The sequence below is a fragment of the Mesorhizobium sp. M0088 genome (assembly GCF_040322895.1).
Classification (GTDB): Bacteria; Pseudomonadota; Alphaproteobacteria; order Rhizobiales; family Rhizobiaceae; genus Mesorhizobium.
Window position 1 is genome coordinate 194,105 of record NZ_JAMYUI010000008.1, and the last position, 13,827, is coordinate 207,931.

General features: G+C 61.1%; 14 protein-coding genes and 2 pseudogenes. 2 read left to right on the forward strand and 14 right to left on the reverse strand.

The window, feature by feature from the left end:
- Nucleotides 1-210 precede the first annotated feature (210 nt).
- Nucleotides 211-1,143: a lipid kinase gene (locus NKJ67_RS12150; RefSeq protein WP_128307173.1), complete on the reverse strand. Its 933-nt coding sequence runs from the start codon at nt 1,141-1,143 to the stop codon at nt 211-213.
- A 601-nt stretch (nt 1,144-1,744) separates the two neighbouring features.
- On the opposite strand from NKJ67_RS12150, the gene NKJ67_RS12155 reads away from it, so the two are divergent.
- Nucleotides 1,745-1,942, forward strand: coding sequence for a hypothetical protein (locus NKJ67_RS12155; protein ID WP_352581449.1), 198 nt, complete (start codon nt 1,745-1,747; stop codon nt 1,940-1,942).
- On the opposite strand, the gene NKJ67_RS12160 is transcribed toward NKJ67_RS12155, so the two are convergent.
- The 12 genes and pseudogenes from NKJ67_RS12160 to NKJ67_RS12215 form a co-directional block, all read right to left on the reverse strand.
- Nucleotides 1,939-2,682: an amino acid ABC transporter ATP-binding protein gene (locus NKJ67_RS12160; protein ID WP_352581450.1), complete on the reverse strand. Its 744-nt coding sequence runs from the start codon at nt 2,680-2,682 to the stop codon at nt 1,939-1,941. The genes NKJ67_RS12155 and NKJ67_RS12160 overlap by 4 nt on opposite strands.
- Complete coding sequence (locus NKJ67_RS12165) at nt 2,679-3,653, reverse strand: amino acid ABC transporter permease (protein ID WP_127332355.1); 975 nt, start codon at nt 3,651-3,653, stop codon at nt 2,679-2,681. The genes NKJ67_RS12160 and NKJ67_RS12165 overlap by 4 nt, the downstream gene beginning before the upstream one ends.
- 56 nt (nt 3,654-3,709) lie before the next feature.
- Entirely contained in the window at nt 3,710-4,543 is an 834-nt protein-coding gene (locus tag NKJ67_RS12170; RefSeq protein ID WP_352581451.1) for a transporter substrate-binding domain-containing protein, read from the reverse strand.
- Between the two features lie 265 nt (nt 4,544-4,808).
- Nucleotides 4,809-5,636 (reverse strand): alpha/beta fold hydrolase, encoded by an 828-nt coding sequence (locus tag NKJ67_RS12175; RefSeq protein ID WP_292460146.1) that lies wholly within the window; start codon nt 5,634-5,636, stop codon nt 4,809-4,811.
- Nucleotides 5,637-5,638: 2 nt separating this feature from the next.
- A pseudogene (locus NKJ67_RS12180) lies at nt 5,639-6,714 on the reverse strand (LLM class flavin-dependent oxidoreductase).
- Between the two features lie 28 nt (nt 6,715-6,742).
- Nucleotides 6,743-8,254: an aldehyde dehydrogenase gene (locus tag NKJ67_RS12185; protein WP_352581452.1), complete on the reverse strand. Its 1,512-nt coding sequence runs from the start codon at nt 8,252-8,254 to the stop codon at nt 6,743-6,745.
- A gap of 22 nt (nt 8,255-8,276) precedes the next feature.
- Nucleotides 8,277-8,963: pseudogene (locus tag NKJ67_RS12190) on the reverse strand (flavin reductase family protein); the annotation flags it as partial.
- On the reverse strand, nt 8,938-9,543 hold the full coding sequence (locus NKJ67_RS12195; RefSeq protein ID WP_502905204.1) for a CapA family protein: 606 nt from the start codon (nt 9,541-9,543) through the stop codon (nt 8,938-8,940). The pseudogene NKJ67_RS12190 and the gene NKJ67_RS12195, both read right to left, overlap by 26 nt.
- A gap of 72 nt (nt 9,544-9,615) precedes the next feature.
- Nucleotides 9,616-10,464 carry a transporter substrate-binding domain-containing protein gene (locus NKJ67_RS12200; protein ID WP_352581453.1) on the reverse strand — a complete coding sequence of 283 codons (849 nt, stop codon included), beginning with the start codon at nt 10,462-10,464 and terminating at the stop codon, nt 9,616-9,618.
- Nucleotides 10,465-10,515: 51 nt separating this feature from the next.
- Nucleotides 10,516-11,265 carry an ABC transporter permease gene (locus tag NKJ67_RS12205; RefSeq protein ID WP_352581454.1) on the reverse strand — a complete coding sequence of 250 codons (750 nt, stop codon included), beginning with the start codon at nt 11,263-11,265 and terminating at the stop codon, nt 10,516-10,518.
- Between the two features lie 12 nt (nt 11,266-11,277).
- Nucleotides 11,278-11,937, reverse strand: coding sequence for an ABC transporter permease subunit (locus NKJ67_RS12210; protein ID WP_352581455.1), 660 nt, complete (start codon nt 11,935-11,937; stop codon nt 11,278-11,280).
- Nucleotides 11,938-12,219: 282 nt separating this feature from the next.
- Nucleotides 12,220-12,438, reverse strand: a complete 219-nt coding sequence (locus tag NKJ67_RS12215; RefSeq protein WP_352581456.1) for a helix-turn-helix domain-containing protein — start codon at nt 12,436-12,438, stop codon at nt 12,220-12,222.
- Nucleotides 12,439-12,607: 169 nt separating this feature from the next.
- Here NKJ67_RS12215 and NKJ67_RS12220 point away from each other — a divergent pair, with 169 nt between their 5' ends.
- A complete protein-coding gene (locus tag NKJ67_RS12220) occupies nt 12,608-13,525 on the forward strand; it encodes a LysR family transcriptional regulator (RefSeq protein WP_352581457.1) in 918 nt (305 codons plus the stop codon).
- 76 nt (nt 13,526-13,601) lie between these two features.
- Here the strand turns inward: NKJ67_RS12220 and NKJ67_RS12225 are convergent, their stop codons facing one another.
- On the reverse strand, nt 13,602-13,826 hold the full coding sequence (locus NKJ67_RS12225; protein ID WP_352581458.1) for a DUF2274 domain-containing protein: 225 nt from the start codon (nt 13,824-13,826) through the stop codon (nt 13,602-13,604).
- Nucleotide 13,827: the final 1 nt, after the last annotated feature.

Consider the following 13,827-nt stretch of genomic DNA (forward strand, 5'->3'; position numbering starts at 1 on the left):
GAGCGCGGCTGGCGATCGTCAAGAGGTTGCTAATATTCGAGCGGCGAAGGGCAACAAATCTTTGGCCCTGCTTCTAAGCGAGCGTTTGGAGAATACCCGCGGTGCGTGGAAGGCGCCTTTGAAGCGCGTCGAGAACACGATAATCATGCATGCCTCGGCGGCCGGACGAGCTATTGCGCAGCCTTGACACCGGGATGGTCGCCCGACAAATCAAAGGTCCGCACCGAATGCTCCTTCTGTGCGACGTCGAATGCCCACAGGCGGAGGCGCAAAGACCGAGATCGCCTTTGGGTGGACCTTGAAATGAGCTGGTGTCGAGGTGACGATCTCACCATCGGTGTTGACCGGCATCGGCTTCTCCGTCTCGATGTCGAACTCGACGCACCTAGCCGTCCGAACCTCTCGCCAGGCGCCATGCGTCCCAGAACGGAAGGAGCGGAGCATCAGCGCCAGTTTCCAGAGGTTCGTCATTTCCAAGCTATAGAGATCGAGATGTCCGTCATCGATCTCGGCCGTCTCTTCCACCACGTTGCCGCCCCCGTAGTGACGACCGTTTCCCACCGCAATCTGGTAGGTTTCGACGTCGGTCGCCGCGCCTTTCTCAATAATCTTCGCGTGGAACCGCGTGGCCCGCGTCAACACTTTAACCGCCGCCAGCGCATAGCCGAGCCTGCCGAAACGCTTCTTCAAAGTGGGATCTAGACCCTTCGCCAGTTCAGTGCTGAGTCCGATACTCGCGACGTTGAAAAAGGCATTGCCATTGACCGTGCCGATATCGATCTGCCGAAGTCGGCCCCGCACGATCACGTCAGCGGCCTGCAGAAGATCCATGGGGATGTCGAGTGTGCGAGCGAGGTCATTAGCCGTTCCCATAGGGATAATGCCCATCGGCAGGCGGCTTTCCACTACAGCCATCGCCGCCGCCGACACCGAACCATCGCCACCGCACACGACCACAAGGTCGGCCATTTGGCGTAGGCGAACTATGTCACTGGCAATCTCCGGCAAGGCCTCGAACGTTTCGACAGTGACGGAAAGCCGGCCGCGCTCCAGCCGCTCCACAATCGGGGCGATCATCTCCTGGCCGCGCCGCGCCTTTGGATTGAGGAGCAGCAATGCGCGCCTTGTGGCTAATTTGCTCATTCAAAGATCGATCCGATGGTCATGACGCATGCACATAGGGCGGTTGCTCATTCGACCGCAACCGAAGCTTTCGACTCAAACCGGACCTACCTCCGCCGCGACGTTGCGAACGGCGCAATTTGCGACATCCAGCGGTCCCCAGGATCGCTATTCGAGTTCGTGGACCGTCACGCCGGCACAGCCGTCTTGGCAATCGCATAGGTGCTGGCGATGCGTGAGATAGGCCACTTGGCCAGCACATGTCATTCCCCAAACAACTTGAAACCTCCTCGGAGTGGACATGGTCGAAGGTTTCCATGATCATCGGCGCGCCTATCTATCGCGCGAAAGCTTGAAAGCGCGGTCGATCGCATCGCGGATATGTCCCGGGGCGGATTTCAGATCGTCCTTCGGCGCGCCGCTTTGCTCCGGAACGTCGCCGCGCCCCGCTGGAGCCTGCGACAGAAGATGCGCTCAAGCCCATTGCCGGAGAGATTTAAATCGGCAGGACCAGATCGGCCTGGCTCCTGTAAAATCTGGAGCCGGGTCGCGATTGGCCGGAACCAAACAGAACAGCCGTAATTATCAGCCGAAGGGACCGCAACCGCATAGAAGGGGAACGATGGCTGAAATTCTTGATTTCGAACTTGGCAGTTCAAGGTTGCGCGTCAAACGTGCCGAGAAATCGTTGAAGCGCGCAAAGGAAGAAACGGACAGGAAAAATGGCGTGGTGAATCCGCGGCACCCGTGCGCTGCTGGTCGAGGAAAGGCACGGGCCGTTCGTCCAGCGCATCCACGCAGCTTTTTTCTGGAAGTTTAATGCTTCAGTATCTGGCTGAGGAACAACTTGGTTCGATCATGGCAAGGGTGGCCGAAAAACCCGTCGGGCGTGCCCTCCTCGACGATCTGCCCAGCGTCCATGAAGATCACCCGGTCGGCAACCGCACGCGCAAAACCCATCTCATGCGTCACACACACCATGGTCATGCCGTCCCGAGCCAATCCCGTCATCGTCTCTAGCACCTCGGAGACCATTTCCGGATCGAGGGCGGAGGTCGGCTCATCGAACAGCATGACAGCCGGTTCCATGCACAGGCTGCGGGCAATCGCCACGCGCTGCTGCTGTCCGCCGGACAGCTGGATGGGGAACTTGTTCGCCTGTTCGGGAATGCGGACCCGCTCAAGGAACTTCAGTGCGGTCTTGCGCGCCTGCTTTTCCGATACGCCCTTCACCCACATTGGGCCGGCCATGCAGTTCATCAGCACCGTCATGTGCGGAAACAGGTTGAAGTGCTGGAAGACCATGCCGACGTTGGAGCGCACGGCGGCAACGTTGGTCATCTTGCCATGTAAGGCAACGCCGTTGACGACGATGTCGCCCTCTTGATGCGCCTCCAGGCGATTGAAGCAGCGGATGAGCGTTGATTTGCCGGAACCCGAGGGCCCGCAGATCACGATCCGCTCGCCCTTGTGGACGATCAGGTTGATGTTCTTCAGCGCCTGGAATTGGCCGTACCATTTGGAAACGGACTTGGCTTCAATGATGGCCGGAGCGCTCATCGCACCTTGCTCCTGTGGTAATGCCGTTCGATCCGCGATTGGACCAGTTCGAGGCAGATCGACAGCATCCAGTAGATCATGGCTGCCGAGATCAGCATCTCCATGTGCTGGAAGGTCTTCTGTCCGAGGGTGCGCGCCAGGAACATCAGCTCCCACACGCCGATGACCGAGACCAGCGAGGAATCCTTCAGCATCGAGATGAACTGGTTGCCCGTTGGCGGAATGATGACCGGCAATGCCTGCGGCAGGATGATGCGACGCATGGTCAGCGTGAAGCCGAAGCCCATGGAGCGCGACGCCTCCCACTGGCCGCGATCGATGCTCTGTATGCCGGAGCGGAAGATCTCGGTCATGTAGGCGCCGTAGCAGAGCGATAGCGCCAGGATGCCGGCCGGAACCGCATCAATGACAAAGCCGAGCTGCGGCAGCCCGAGATAGATCAGATAGACCTGCATCAGTAGCGGCAGGCCGCGGAAGAAGGAGGTGTAGAAGCTGGCGATGGCGTAGGCGAAGCCATTGCTGGAAAGCTTGGCCACCGCACCGGCGACGGCGATGACGGAAGCGATAACGATCGAAATGGCCGAGACGTAGAGTGTGGTGACAACGCCCTGGCTAATCAGGAACGGCAGCTTCTCCCTGATAAAGGGCAGGCTGAGATGGAACGTTTCGAAGAAGGCGATGAACAGGAGCAGCAGTTCGAGCCAGACGATGCCGATCTGGAACTTGAGCGGCGCGAAGCCGATCAGCACGACGTTCAAGGTGAAGATCACTGCGATGGCAAAAGCAATGGCAAAGCGGCCGTAGAAGCCACTCACCGACGGTTCGCCGATCACGGGGCGCATCAGTTCGGCAAAGCTGGTGCTCGACATGTTGAAAGCCATGAAGAGAAGCAGAACGACGCCGAACATCGTAGCCACGAACCAGGGTTTGTGGACGAGGATTTCGGCTTCGACGGTATCGGGATAGAGCATCTTTGAGCACCGGCTGTTCGGCGGCCTGCCGGGGGGCAGGCCGCCTTTGAAAGGGGCTAGTTGGTCTTCGAATAATCCTGCCCGTACCACTTTTCGGAGAGCTTGCTCAGCGTGCCATCCTCCTTCATCGCTTTCACGGCGTCGCCGATCTTGGCGGAGAGTTCGGGATCGCCGCGTTCGATGGCAATCGCCAGCGGCTCGTAGAATACCGGATCGCCTAGTTGCTTGATCGGGTAGCCGGCCTTCTCGGCATCGAGGATCGACGGTAGCGAAGAGACCACCGCGTCCAGGCGCACGCCGTCGCCGAGGCGGAGGTCGTCAAAGGCGGTCGTCGAATTCTCGTAGGAGCGGACCTCCTTCGGGTTGAGCTTGTACTCGAATGGCGGCGCGCCGGCGGCGTCGAGCGTCAGATCCTTCTTGGCATAGGCCTCGAAGGTGGAGGTGCTGGTGGCGCCGACCACCTTGCCGTCGAGATCTGCCAGCGTCTTGGCCTTGCTGTCCTTGTGCACGGCAACGGCCGCCGGCGTGTAATAGTAGACCGCCGGAAAATCGAAGATCTCGGCGCGTTTCTTGGTCGGCGTCATCGAGCCGGCATGCATGTCCCAGCGCCCCGCCCAATGGCCGGCGGTGATGATGTCCCAGCCGGGCGTGATGAACTCGACCTTGACGCCGAGGTGCTTGCCGATGGCTTTGGCGACGTCGACATCGAAGCCGTCCAGCTCGTTGCTGGAATTCACGAAGGACTGCGGCGCCCAGTTGGCATCGGTCGCCACCTTGAGCGTGCCGGCCGCCACAACGCGGTCGAGCACCGCGCCTGCGTGAGCAGGATATGCGCCAAGCGCAAGCGCCATCGCGGCCAACGTCAGCTGTGGTCTGTTCCAGAATGTCATATCCGTATTCCCCTGTTGTTGTTCAGTTCCTTGCAGTCACTTCCGTTCAGCCGGTCGTGACGTCCCAATTTCGTGCCGACCTGGTCGGCGTCCTCTCCCAAAGGCCCGCCGATTTAGCGACGTCGTGGCCGGTCCGGTCTTCCGATGTCGCGGAGGATGTTTGCCGTCGCCATTCCCCCGATCACAGGGAAGGTCTCGGCCCGCTCCCTGCGAGGTGTCGTGCAGCCAGTGGTGTCCGGCGTTCGCTTTCGCATCGCGAAGGCTGCTATTCATCGGCGCCGCCCCCTTTCCCGCGGTCAGCGTCCATCAGGAAATCGCCCATCAGGGTGGCAACCCGAGCCGGCGCCTCGATCAGGATCGAATGACGAAGTCCGGGCAGGATGGCGAGTTGCGACCCTTGCACCTGTTCGTGCATCAGCCGTGCCATCCGCGGGCTGGAGCCCTGATCGTCCTCCCCGGTCACGATCAGCGTCGGGCAGGTGATGCGGTCGAGAATGCCGCCGAAATCGGTCTCGGCCAGAACGCGATAGGCGGCCGCATAGCAGTCGCGGTCGTTTTCAGCGTCACGCCGGCGCAACTCAACGATGACCTCCGGGTTGCTGTCCTGAAAATCCTCCGTCAGCCAGCGCGACAGCGAGGCTGCATGATGCACTGAGGCATCGCTCGCCATCAGCGCCGCCAGCCGGCCACGCACCGCGTGCCGTTCCTCGGTCGTGCGGCCGGCGACCGTCGACAGCAACACCAGTTTTTTCAGGCGCTCGGCATGCGTCAGCGACAGGCGCTGTGCGATCAGGCCACCCAGTGAAAACCCGGCCAGATGGAAGGTGGCAAACCCGACATGGTCGGCCAGCGCCAGCGTTTCCTTGACGAAATCATCGATCTCGTAACGGCCCTTGATCCGGCTGGAGCGGCCATGGCCGCGCAGGTCGAAGGTGAGAACCGAGAAGCGATCTTTCAGTTGGCCCGCCACGCCACTCCAGGCTTCGAGATAGGAGCCGACTCCATGGATGCAGACCAGCGGCAACCCACCCTCACCCTCAAGGCGCCAGTTGAGCAGTACGCCCTCGACATCGAGCTGGCCGGAGCGCGCCATGGTCACGCCCTCGCCGCCTGGCGCGCCCTTTCGCGCTCGCGCGCGGCGAAGACCGGCATCACCTCGTCGACCCACAGCTTGATCGTCTTCTTCTGCAGCTCGAACGGCAGGTTGAACGTCAGGCCGAGGCAGTACTGGTCAACGCCCGCGGCTTCATAGTCGAGCAGCTTCTCGATCACCTCGTCGGGCGTGCGAACATCAGGTTGCGACGGATGTTCTCGGGATTGTAATTGTCTTTGCCCTTGACGCTCTCGTAGGGGATAGCTTCGGGAAAGCCGTTTTGCACGGTGCCGATGTTCTGGAACAGGTTCTCGAACGCGCGGCCATAGTCAATGGCATGCCCGACCGCGATCTCCCAGTCCTGCGCTCGTTCGTAGACGCAGGTGCGCCGCTGCATCATCAGGCGCGGGCGCGGCACCTCTGGATGATCGGCGACGGCCTTGCGGAATTTCTCGCCGAGCACGGCGATCTCGGCGGCCGGCGCCGACAAGGGCGTCGACAGGATCGAAGCGCCGATGCCGACCGCCCAGTCGAAGGTTCCCGGGTCTCGCGCGGCCACCCAGATCGGCGGATGCGGCTTCTGCAGCGGCTTCGGCACGCCGGCGGCGAGTGGGAACTTCCAGTAATCGCCGTCATGGGCATAATCCTGTGCCCACAGCTTCTTCACCGCCGGCACCAGCTCCTTCAGATAGGCAACGCCTTCTTGCTGCGGCATGCCGCCGGCCATGCGGTCGAACTCATATTGGTACGAACCGCGCGCGATGCCGAACTCCAGCCGCCCGCCGGTAAGGTGATCACAAAGTGCCGCCTCCCCTGCCAACCGGATCGGGCTCCAGTAGGGCGCGACCAGCGTCGAGGTGCCGAGGCGGATCTGCTCGGTGTGCTGGGCAAGCCAGGTCAGCGTCATCAGGGGATTGGGCGAGATCGTGCATTCGATCGTGTGATGCTCCGCCGTCCACAGCGTCTCGAAGCCACCCTCGTCGGCCATGCGCGCCAACTCGAGGAGATTGCTCTTCACCTTCGACATCGGCATGTCGGGCGAGAAGCGTTCCATGGTCAGCGAAACGGCGAATTTCATGTCGGTCTCCCCAGTGCGTCGGGTTTGGTCAGCGAAGGCGGATAATGAAGGGGTCCTGCATGGCGCCCGAATAGTCGATGACGACGTTCTTCAGCCGCGAGAACTCCTCCATGGCGTCGAAGCCGCCGCGCCGGCCATAGCCGCTCTCCTTGAAGCCGCCATTGGCGGACATGAAGGAGGAAGCGCGATAGGTATTGATCCAGACCGTGCCGGCCTCGACGTTCCTCGCGAAACGCAGCGCGCGGTTGATGTCCCGGGTCCAGATGCCGGAGGCCAGCCCATAGCGGGTGTCGTTGGCGAGACGGATCATCTCGTCTTCCGACGAGAAAGGCATGATGCCGACGACGGGACCGAACAACTCCTCCTGCATGAAGTCCATGCCGTTGTCGGCATCGGTCATCACGGTCGGCTCGAAATACCAGCCACCGGCAAGCTCGGCCGCCTGCGGCCGCCGGCCGCCGGCCGCGATACTCGCGCCCTGACGCACGCCCGAGGCGACGTAGCCTTCCACCTTGGCGAGTTGCGCCGACAGCGCCAGCGGACCGATGTCAGTTTCCTCCAACATTGGCAGCCCGACCCGCACCCGCCGCGTGCGCTCGACCAGTGCCTCGACAAAGCGGTCGTAGACGCTGGCCTCGACGAAACAGCGCGAACCGGCGACGCAGGACTGCCCCGCGGCCGCGAAGACACCGGACACGACGCCGTTGACGGCATGGTCGATATCGACATCGCCGAAGACGACATGCGGCGACTTGCCGCCGAGTTCCATCGAGCACGGAATGAGATTCTGCGCCGCATTGGCGGCAATCCGCCGGCCCGTCACGGTCGAACCGGTGAAGACGAGTTTGGCGATGCCAGGATGGCGCGTCAGCGCGTCCCCAGCCACGGCGCCGGTGCCGGTCACGACATTGACGACGCCGGCCGGGAAGCCGGCCTCCATGATCAGCTCGGCCAAAGCGAGCGTGGAGGCACTGGCATGCTCGGACGGCTTGACGACGACCGTGTTGCCGAGCGCCAGGCATGGCGCGAGCGTGCCGGTGAGCAGCATCAGCGGCGAGTTCCATGGCGTGATCATGCCGACGACGCCGATCGGCTCGCGCAGGTTGAAGTTGAGCATGTCGAGCTTGTTGACCGGGATGGTGTCGCCGAGCAGCTTGTCGGCCATCCCCGCGAAATAGGTGTAGCTGTCGGGCATGGCGCGCATCTGCGCCCGCATTTCCTTGAGCAGCTTGCCGTTGTCGCGCGTCTCGATCAGCGCCAGCGCGTCGGCGTGCTCCAGCACCAGTTCCGCCAGCCGGCGCACCAGCCTGCCGCGGTCGGTCTGGGTCATGCGCCGCCAGGCCGGAGCGGCGAAGGCAGCGAGTGCTGCCTCGACGGCCGCGCCGACATCCTCGGCGCCGGCCTCGGCGAACTGGTACCAGGGCTTGCCGGTGGTCGGGTCGAAACTGTCGATATACTGCCCGCCTTTCGGCGCCACGAACGCACCGTCGATGAACAGGTTCTGGCGTGAGCCTTCGAGCGATCCGACCGTCGTTTTCATGCTGTCTGTCCTGGGTGAAGCATCATTCGAATGCGGCTTGCGTCCACGATTGCGACTGGCCGTCGATCATGGCGACGCGGCCGCCGTCGCCGGTGTCGATGTAAATGCCGAAGCGCTTGTCCTGGCGCTCCCGCGCATAGCGGCGCAGCATGGCGCGCAATTCATGGGTGGCAACCCGCTCATAGGGCAGCGCGTCGACGGAAAAGAAGGCGTGGCCATCCGGAAGTGCTGCTTCAGCGCTCTCAAGGCTCAGTTCGGCGCGGTAGATGAGATAGCCCGGGTCGCTGTCGGCGACGTCGAAGACCGAATAGAGGAAGGTGTTTTCAGGGACGAGGGTCAGCGCGTCGCCGCCATCGAGGACGAGCTGACTGTCGGCCTTGCGGCGCCGCGCCGTCGGCAGCACCCAGCTTCCCTTGCCATCCGTGCGCAAGAGGATGCGGTCGCCGGCTTCGACAAGATAGCCGATGATCATGTCCTGCGAGGCCAGCCAGCCGGCGGGCAGCGGATCCTTCACGCTGGCGTAACGGCCGCGGCAAAACCCGAGCGGCGCCGATGGGCTGGTTCCGAAAGCCTGGACCTGGCCGACCAGGATGATGTGGTCACCGGCCTCGAGGCGGCTGTGAACGGTGCAGTCGAACCATGTCAGGCTGTCGGTCAGGATCGGCGCGCCGGTGTGGGCGCGGTCATGGTTGACTGACTGGAACTTGTCCGCCAGGAGAGCTTTGCAAATGGTCGCCGAGCCTTGCCAATCTCCGAAGATGCCCGTCCGGCACGCCGATCTTGCGAACAGCCTTCAGCCGGTTGACGCCAGGGCGAGCGGGGCGGAACGACGTACCATTTTCGGCATACATGTTGGCGGGGCCGGGACCCGCGTCGATGGCTAGAAGCGACACCTGGCGCGCGCCAAATTGGCGACAGCCAGGTCTCGTGGCATTCGCCTCGTCGACACCTAGACCAGCATGAAGGAAACCGCGCGCTTGCACCTCCTCCAGCGTTGCGAGTACGCCCTGAGGACCAAGATCGAAGGCGTGGTTGTTCGCGAGGGCAAGCGCGTTGAAGCCGATCGCCTTCAAAGCGTCCAGCACCTCAGCGGTGGAGTAGCCGAAGTACTTGCCCTTGGTTGGCCAGCCGCCGTGCTTGCCGAGGATCGTCGACTCGAAATTGGTGAAGACGAGGTCGCCTTGCCGCAGGAAGCGGACCACGTCCGCGAACCGTTCGTCTTGAATAGTGCGGACGTCATGGGTGATCAGAGATTGGCCAGTTACGACCGCGCAAAAATGGTCTTTCATGGTACACGCCTCAAGGGATGAGAATATCTGGCGCCGGCCTCGGCCAGCGCCACGTCGATGCGGGCTATGCCGCTACTTCGATATGGCTGGCGCGATATCCGTCTTGAACCATTTCACGCTCAGGGCGGAGAGCGTCCCATCCTTGGTGGCCGCATCGATGGCCGCGTTGAACTTGGCGAGCAACTCGGCATCGTCCTTGCGCATGCCGGCACCGACGCCCGGTCCCCAAAGGCCGCCCTTCAGTTCCGGACCAAAAAACACCGCGATCGAACCGGAAGGCGTCTCGAGGAAGTCCCGCCATGTGAAGTAGTCGGCAAGCCCGCCGTCGACGCGCCCTGCGGCCAGATCGAGCTTCAGATTGTCCAGGCTGTCATAGCTGCGAATGGTCACGACATCGCCGAGGAGATCTTTCAGGACAGCCTCCGAATTCGATGAGCGCAGTACGCCGATGGCCTTGCCGGTGAGCACGGTCCTGACGTGGTCGATGGCTGCCTTTTCCTTGTCCCCGACCGCCGAGAGGTTGACCCTCTGTTTGGTGTCCCCTGCGTCGAGCCCCAGTTCCTTGCGCACCACGAACTGGTTGAAGCCGCCGGCGTAGGGAACCGAGAATGCGATTGATTGCTTGCGCTTCTCGGTGATCGCCATGCCAGACATGATGATGTCGAACTTGCCAACGACCAGAGCAGGGATAATCCCGTCCCAGTCCTGCGCCACGAACCTGCATTTGATGGCGATGCGGCGGCAAAACTCGCGCCCGACATCGACGTCGTACCCGTAGAGTTCGCCGTTCGCGTCGGTGCCGTCCCAGGGGGGCGAAGCGCCTTCCGTCGCGATCGATATCGCTCGCTCGCTTTCGGCTCGAACCGGCAAGGCCGAAATCACTGACGCGACAGAAATAGCAATAGCCAAGGGTATGCGCATGGAGCACCTCTTTCATTGGTTTCGATGGGATGCAGCCGGCAGGCCGCAAGGTCACGGCGTGAGTGTCGTGATGTCTGGTTCGCAGAGCGCCTGCTTCGGTCGCAGCCTGCGTCTTCCGCCGGGAGGACCGTCGGTCGAGAGCCGCCACTCGAGGAACTGAGTTGCTTTCACAGCGACCGTGGTCAGCGACAGATAGATCGCGCCAGCGACGATGAAGATTTCGAAAGGGGGGAATGTCGTCGACACCATCTGTCTCGCCATGCCGGTGACCTCGAGAAGCGTCACGGTGCTCGCCAGGGATGAACCCTTGATCATGCCCACGACTTCGTTCCCATAGGCCGGAAGCGATATCCTGAAAGCGATCGGAAAGGTGACAAGGCGGGCGATTTGCAGGCGTTTCAAACCGAGGGCCTTAGCAGCCTCAATAAGGCCCTTCGGCACGGACTGAAGACCCCGACACAGTATCTCGGTCGTATGCGCCGCGCTGTTCAGAGAGAAGGTCAGCAAGGCGCACCAAAATGGGTCGCGAAGCAAGACCCAAAAGATGCTCGCCCGCACCGCTTGGAATTGGCTAAGGCCGTAGTAGAGCAGAAAGAGTTGCACCAGCATGGGTGTGCCGCGGAAGACATAGGTGTAGCCCAACACCGCCATTGACAGGCTCGGGCGTGCAAATGCACGAACGAATGCAAGCGGCACCGATAGAAGAAATCCCGTCATCAGCGACAGCACCGTGAGCGTCAGGGTGAGCCCAACCCCTGAAGACAGCAGCACCAACGCATCGAGCATCAATTGGAGGTTCATCGGCAGTTCCCCCTATTGACCGAATGCGGGGTAGCGACGCTCGGCCAACCGGATCGACAGCAGTGTTATCGTTGTAAGAGCGAGATAGAGGGCAGAGGCCGCGAGATAGAAGGCCAACGGCGCGTGCAGAGATCCGGCGCCGACAAAGGCAACGCGCATGATGTCGGTCAGGCCGACGATCGACACCAAGGCGGTATCCTTGAAGAGCGAGATCCAAAGATTGCCGTAGGCTGGCAGCGCCAACCGCAGCATCTGCGGCCCGACGATGAATGCCCAGCGCTGCCAGGCATTCAACCCTAGTGACCTGGCGGCTTCCGTTTGCCCCGCCGGCACGGCGGCAATCGCGCCGCGAAACACTTCGGTTGCATACCCGCTGAATACGACCGAGAGCGCGATCACCCCTGCGGTGAACGCATTCACCTCGACGTACCGGCCAGCGACTATGCTGGCAAACGTGGTTCCCCCGAAATAGATGAGCAGGATAATGACAAGTTCTGGCACACCACGAACGACCGTCGTGTAGGCCGTCACAACCCGTCTTAGCCGTGGCGCGGCAGCGCCTTTGGAAATGGCCAGCAACAGCCCGAAAACTGTACCCACAGACCCGCTGACAAGCGCAAGGCTGAGCGTGACCGTGAATGCGACAAGAAACTGAGCAGCAAAACCGTTCATGGCGCACCTTTCGGCCCGCAATTCGAGCAGCGCGTGGCTTTTCCAGCGGTGTTAATTCTGATGATTACCTAGAGTAGCAAAGTATTCTAGCAGCGCTCTAAAGGTCATTTGCGCTTCGAGTCAAAATAGCCCCTACAGTCGCTCGATCAATCTATAATTTTTAAGATTTGCCCTATAACTGACCGTTATAGGATCGAGGTGCGGTCAACGCAGATCGTTGGCATATAGGGGGTCAAACAGGAGCCCGACGCCAGCCCTGTTCTGCTGCTATTTCGCAAGCTGCTACCCTGACGAAGTTGAGCTGAACAACGTCACCGGATCGGTGTCCAATACCTTTGCGATCCTCTCGGCTACGTCGAGGCTAGGGTTTCTTTGCCCTCGTTCTATGCCGCCCATATAGCTGTACGCGAGCCTTGCTTCTGTAGCCAAGGATTCCAGGGTCATGCCGCGTTTCAGGCGGACCCTGCGAACGTTCGCTCCAAAAATCTCCGCCAGTCGCATGCGCGCATAGCGATAAGCAAACGACCCGCTTTACCAGTCACTATAATGACCATATTATAGTGGATTCAAAGCTTGCGTGATGATCCGGATAATTGGTCTCGAACCATCGCGCCTGAGGCAACCAAATCGACGGTCGCCTCGTCACGGAGCGGGAAAGGAATGCAAAAGAATGGAGTTGCTGCAAAGCGGCTTGAAGCTCCGACAACTGCAGGTTTTTCGCGAGGTGCTGCGGGCCGGTTCCACGCGCAAGGCCGCACGGTCGCTGGGGATCAGCCAACCGGCAGTCAGTCAACATGTGAAGCAACTTGAGGCGACGGTTGGGATCGTACTGTTCAAAAGATCAACCAACCGCATCGTCCCAATGCAGGAAGCATGGGAACTGCTGCGGAACATCGAGCTTGCTTTGACGTCTCTGGATCGACTGGAAGCGTCCATTTTCGCTATGAAGAACGATGAAAAACATCGGATCGCGATTGCAGCGCCTTCGGTCTTCGGCTTTGTGACATTGCCCAGAGTGGTGGCGACCATTCATTCAAAAACCGCTTCGAATGTCCGATCGATCTCGGGGAGCCACGACCAGATCGGAGAGCACATCCTCGCCGGACGGGCAGATCTTGGAATCTCAAGGCTGCCTCTTGATCCCCAGTTGTTCGAATGGGCGGCCCTGGGTTCGGCTCGCAACGTATGCATCTTTCATCCGGACCATCGCTTCTCAAAACAGTCGCGCATTGAGGCTCATGACCTCGCCGGAGAAACGATAGTCGACATCGATCCTCAATTCGCCTCCCATCAAATGAACTTCAACGCCTTGCGCTTCGAGGGTGTTGAGCCAAACATACTGGTGGAATTCGACTGCAACGGGCACGAAGCGGGCTACGTCTCCGCAGGGCTGGGCATCGCAATCACGAACGAGATTATCGCGCGTGAATATGCAGCGTTTAATCTTGGCATAAAACCGGTGGAACCCTCCGCGCTCTATCATTACGTGGCGGTCTGGCAGAAAGGCAGGACATTCTCAAACGCCTTGAATGTTTCACTCGAGGCGATCGTGTCTGCCTTTGAGCCGACAATGTCCGCCGCCGCGTAACAATCAAAGGCAACTGCCTGTGGTGCAACAATGCGCTGGCGGCGCTGTAGATCGCCCTGCTCCACGATCTCTCGATCTAAGCCTTCCGCTCCTGCTTGGCTTTGGCAAAGCCGCGATCCGTCGCGATGAAACGCTCCAGCATGGGCACGATCAAGCGCACAGGATCGGCGGCGCCTTGCCCCGACTCGCGTCCTAGGATCTCGGCATATCTCGACAGATCGCGGTGCAGTGGCGCCGGCAGTTCCACCGTGACCTTGACGGGCTTGTCGTCGGCAATCGGACTGAGCTTCAGCTTGGCCATT

Bases quoted from the DNA above. Each gene is read 5' to 3' on its own strand.
- NKJ67_RS12150 (WP_128307173.1), bottom strand. From the start codon at position 1,143: ATGAGCAAATTAGCCACAAGGCGCGCATTGCTGCTCCTCAATCCAAAG.
- NKJ67_RS12155 (WP_352581449.1), top strand. From the start codon at position 1,745: ATGGCTGAAATTCTTGATTTCGAACTTGGCAGTTCAAGGTTGCGCGTC.
- NKJ67_RS12160 (WP_352581450.1), bottom strand. From the start codon at position 2,682: ATGAGCGCTCCGGCCATCATTGAAGCCAAGTCCGTTTCCAAATGGTAC.
- NKJ67_RS12165 (WP_127332355.1), bottom strand. From the start codon at position 3,653: ATGCTCTATCCCGATACCGTCGAAGCCGAAATCCTCGTCCACAAACCC.
- NKJ67_RS12170 (WP_352581451.1), bottom strand. From the start codon at position 4,543: ATGACATTCTGGAACAGACCACAGCTGACGTTGGCCGCGATGGCGCTT.
- NKJ67_RS12175 (WP_292460146.1), bottom strand. From the start codon at position 5,636: ATGGCGCGCTCCGGCCAGCTCGATGTCGAGGGCGTACTGCTCAACTGG.
- NKJ67_RS12185 (WP_352581452.1), bottom strand. From the start codon at position 8,254: ATGAAAACGACGGTCGGATCGCTCGAAGGCTCACGCCAGAACCTGTTC.
- NKJ67_RS12195 (WP_502905204.1), bottom strand. From the start codon at position 9,543: ATGAAAGACCATTTTTGCGCGGTCGTAACTGGCCAATCTCTGATCACC.
- NKJ67_RS12200 (WP_352581453.1), bottom strand. From the start codon at position 10,464: ATGCGCATACCCTTGGCTATTGCTATTTCTGTCGCGTCAGTGATTTCG.
- NKJ67_RS12205 (WP_352581454.1), bottom strand. From the start codon at position 11,265: ATGAACCTCCAATTGATGCTCGATGCGTTGGTGCTGCTGTCTTCAGGG.
- NKJ67_RS12210 (WP_352581455.1), bottom strand. From the start codon at position 11,937: ATGAACGGTTTTGCTGCTCAGTTTCTTGTCGCATTCACGGTCACGCTC.
- NKJ67_RS12215 (WP_352581456.1), bottom strand. From the start codon at position 12,438: ATGCGACTGGCGGAGATTTTTGGAGCGAACGTTCGCAGGGTCCGCCTG.
- NKJ67_RS12220 (WP_352581457.1), top strand. From the start codon at position 12,608: ATGGAGTTGCTGCAAAGCGGCTTGAAGCTCCGACAACTGCAGGTTTTT.
- NKJ67_RS12225 (WP_352581458.1), bottom strand. From the start codon at position 13,826: ATGGCCAAGCTGAAGCTCAGTCCGATTGCCGACGACAAGCCCGTCAAG.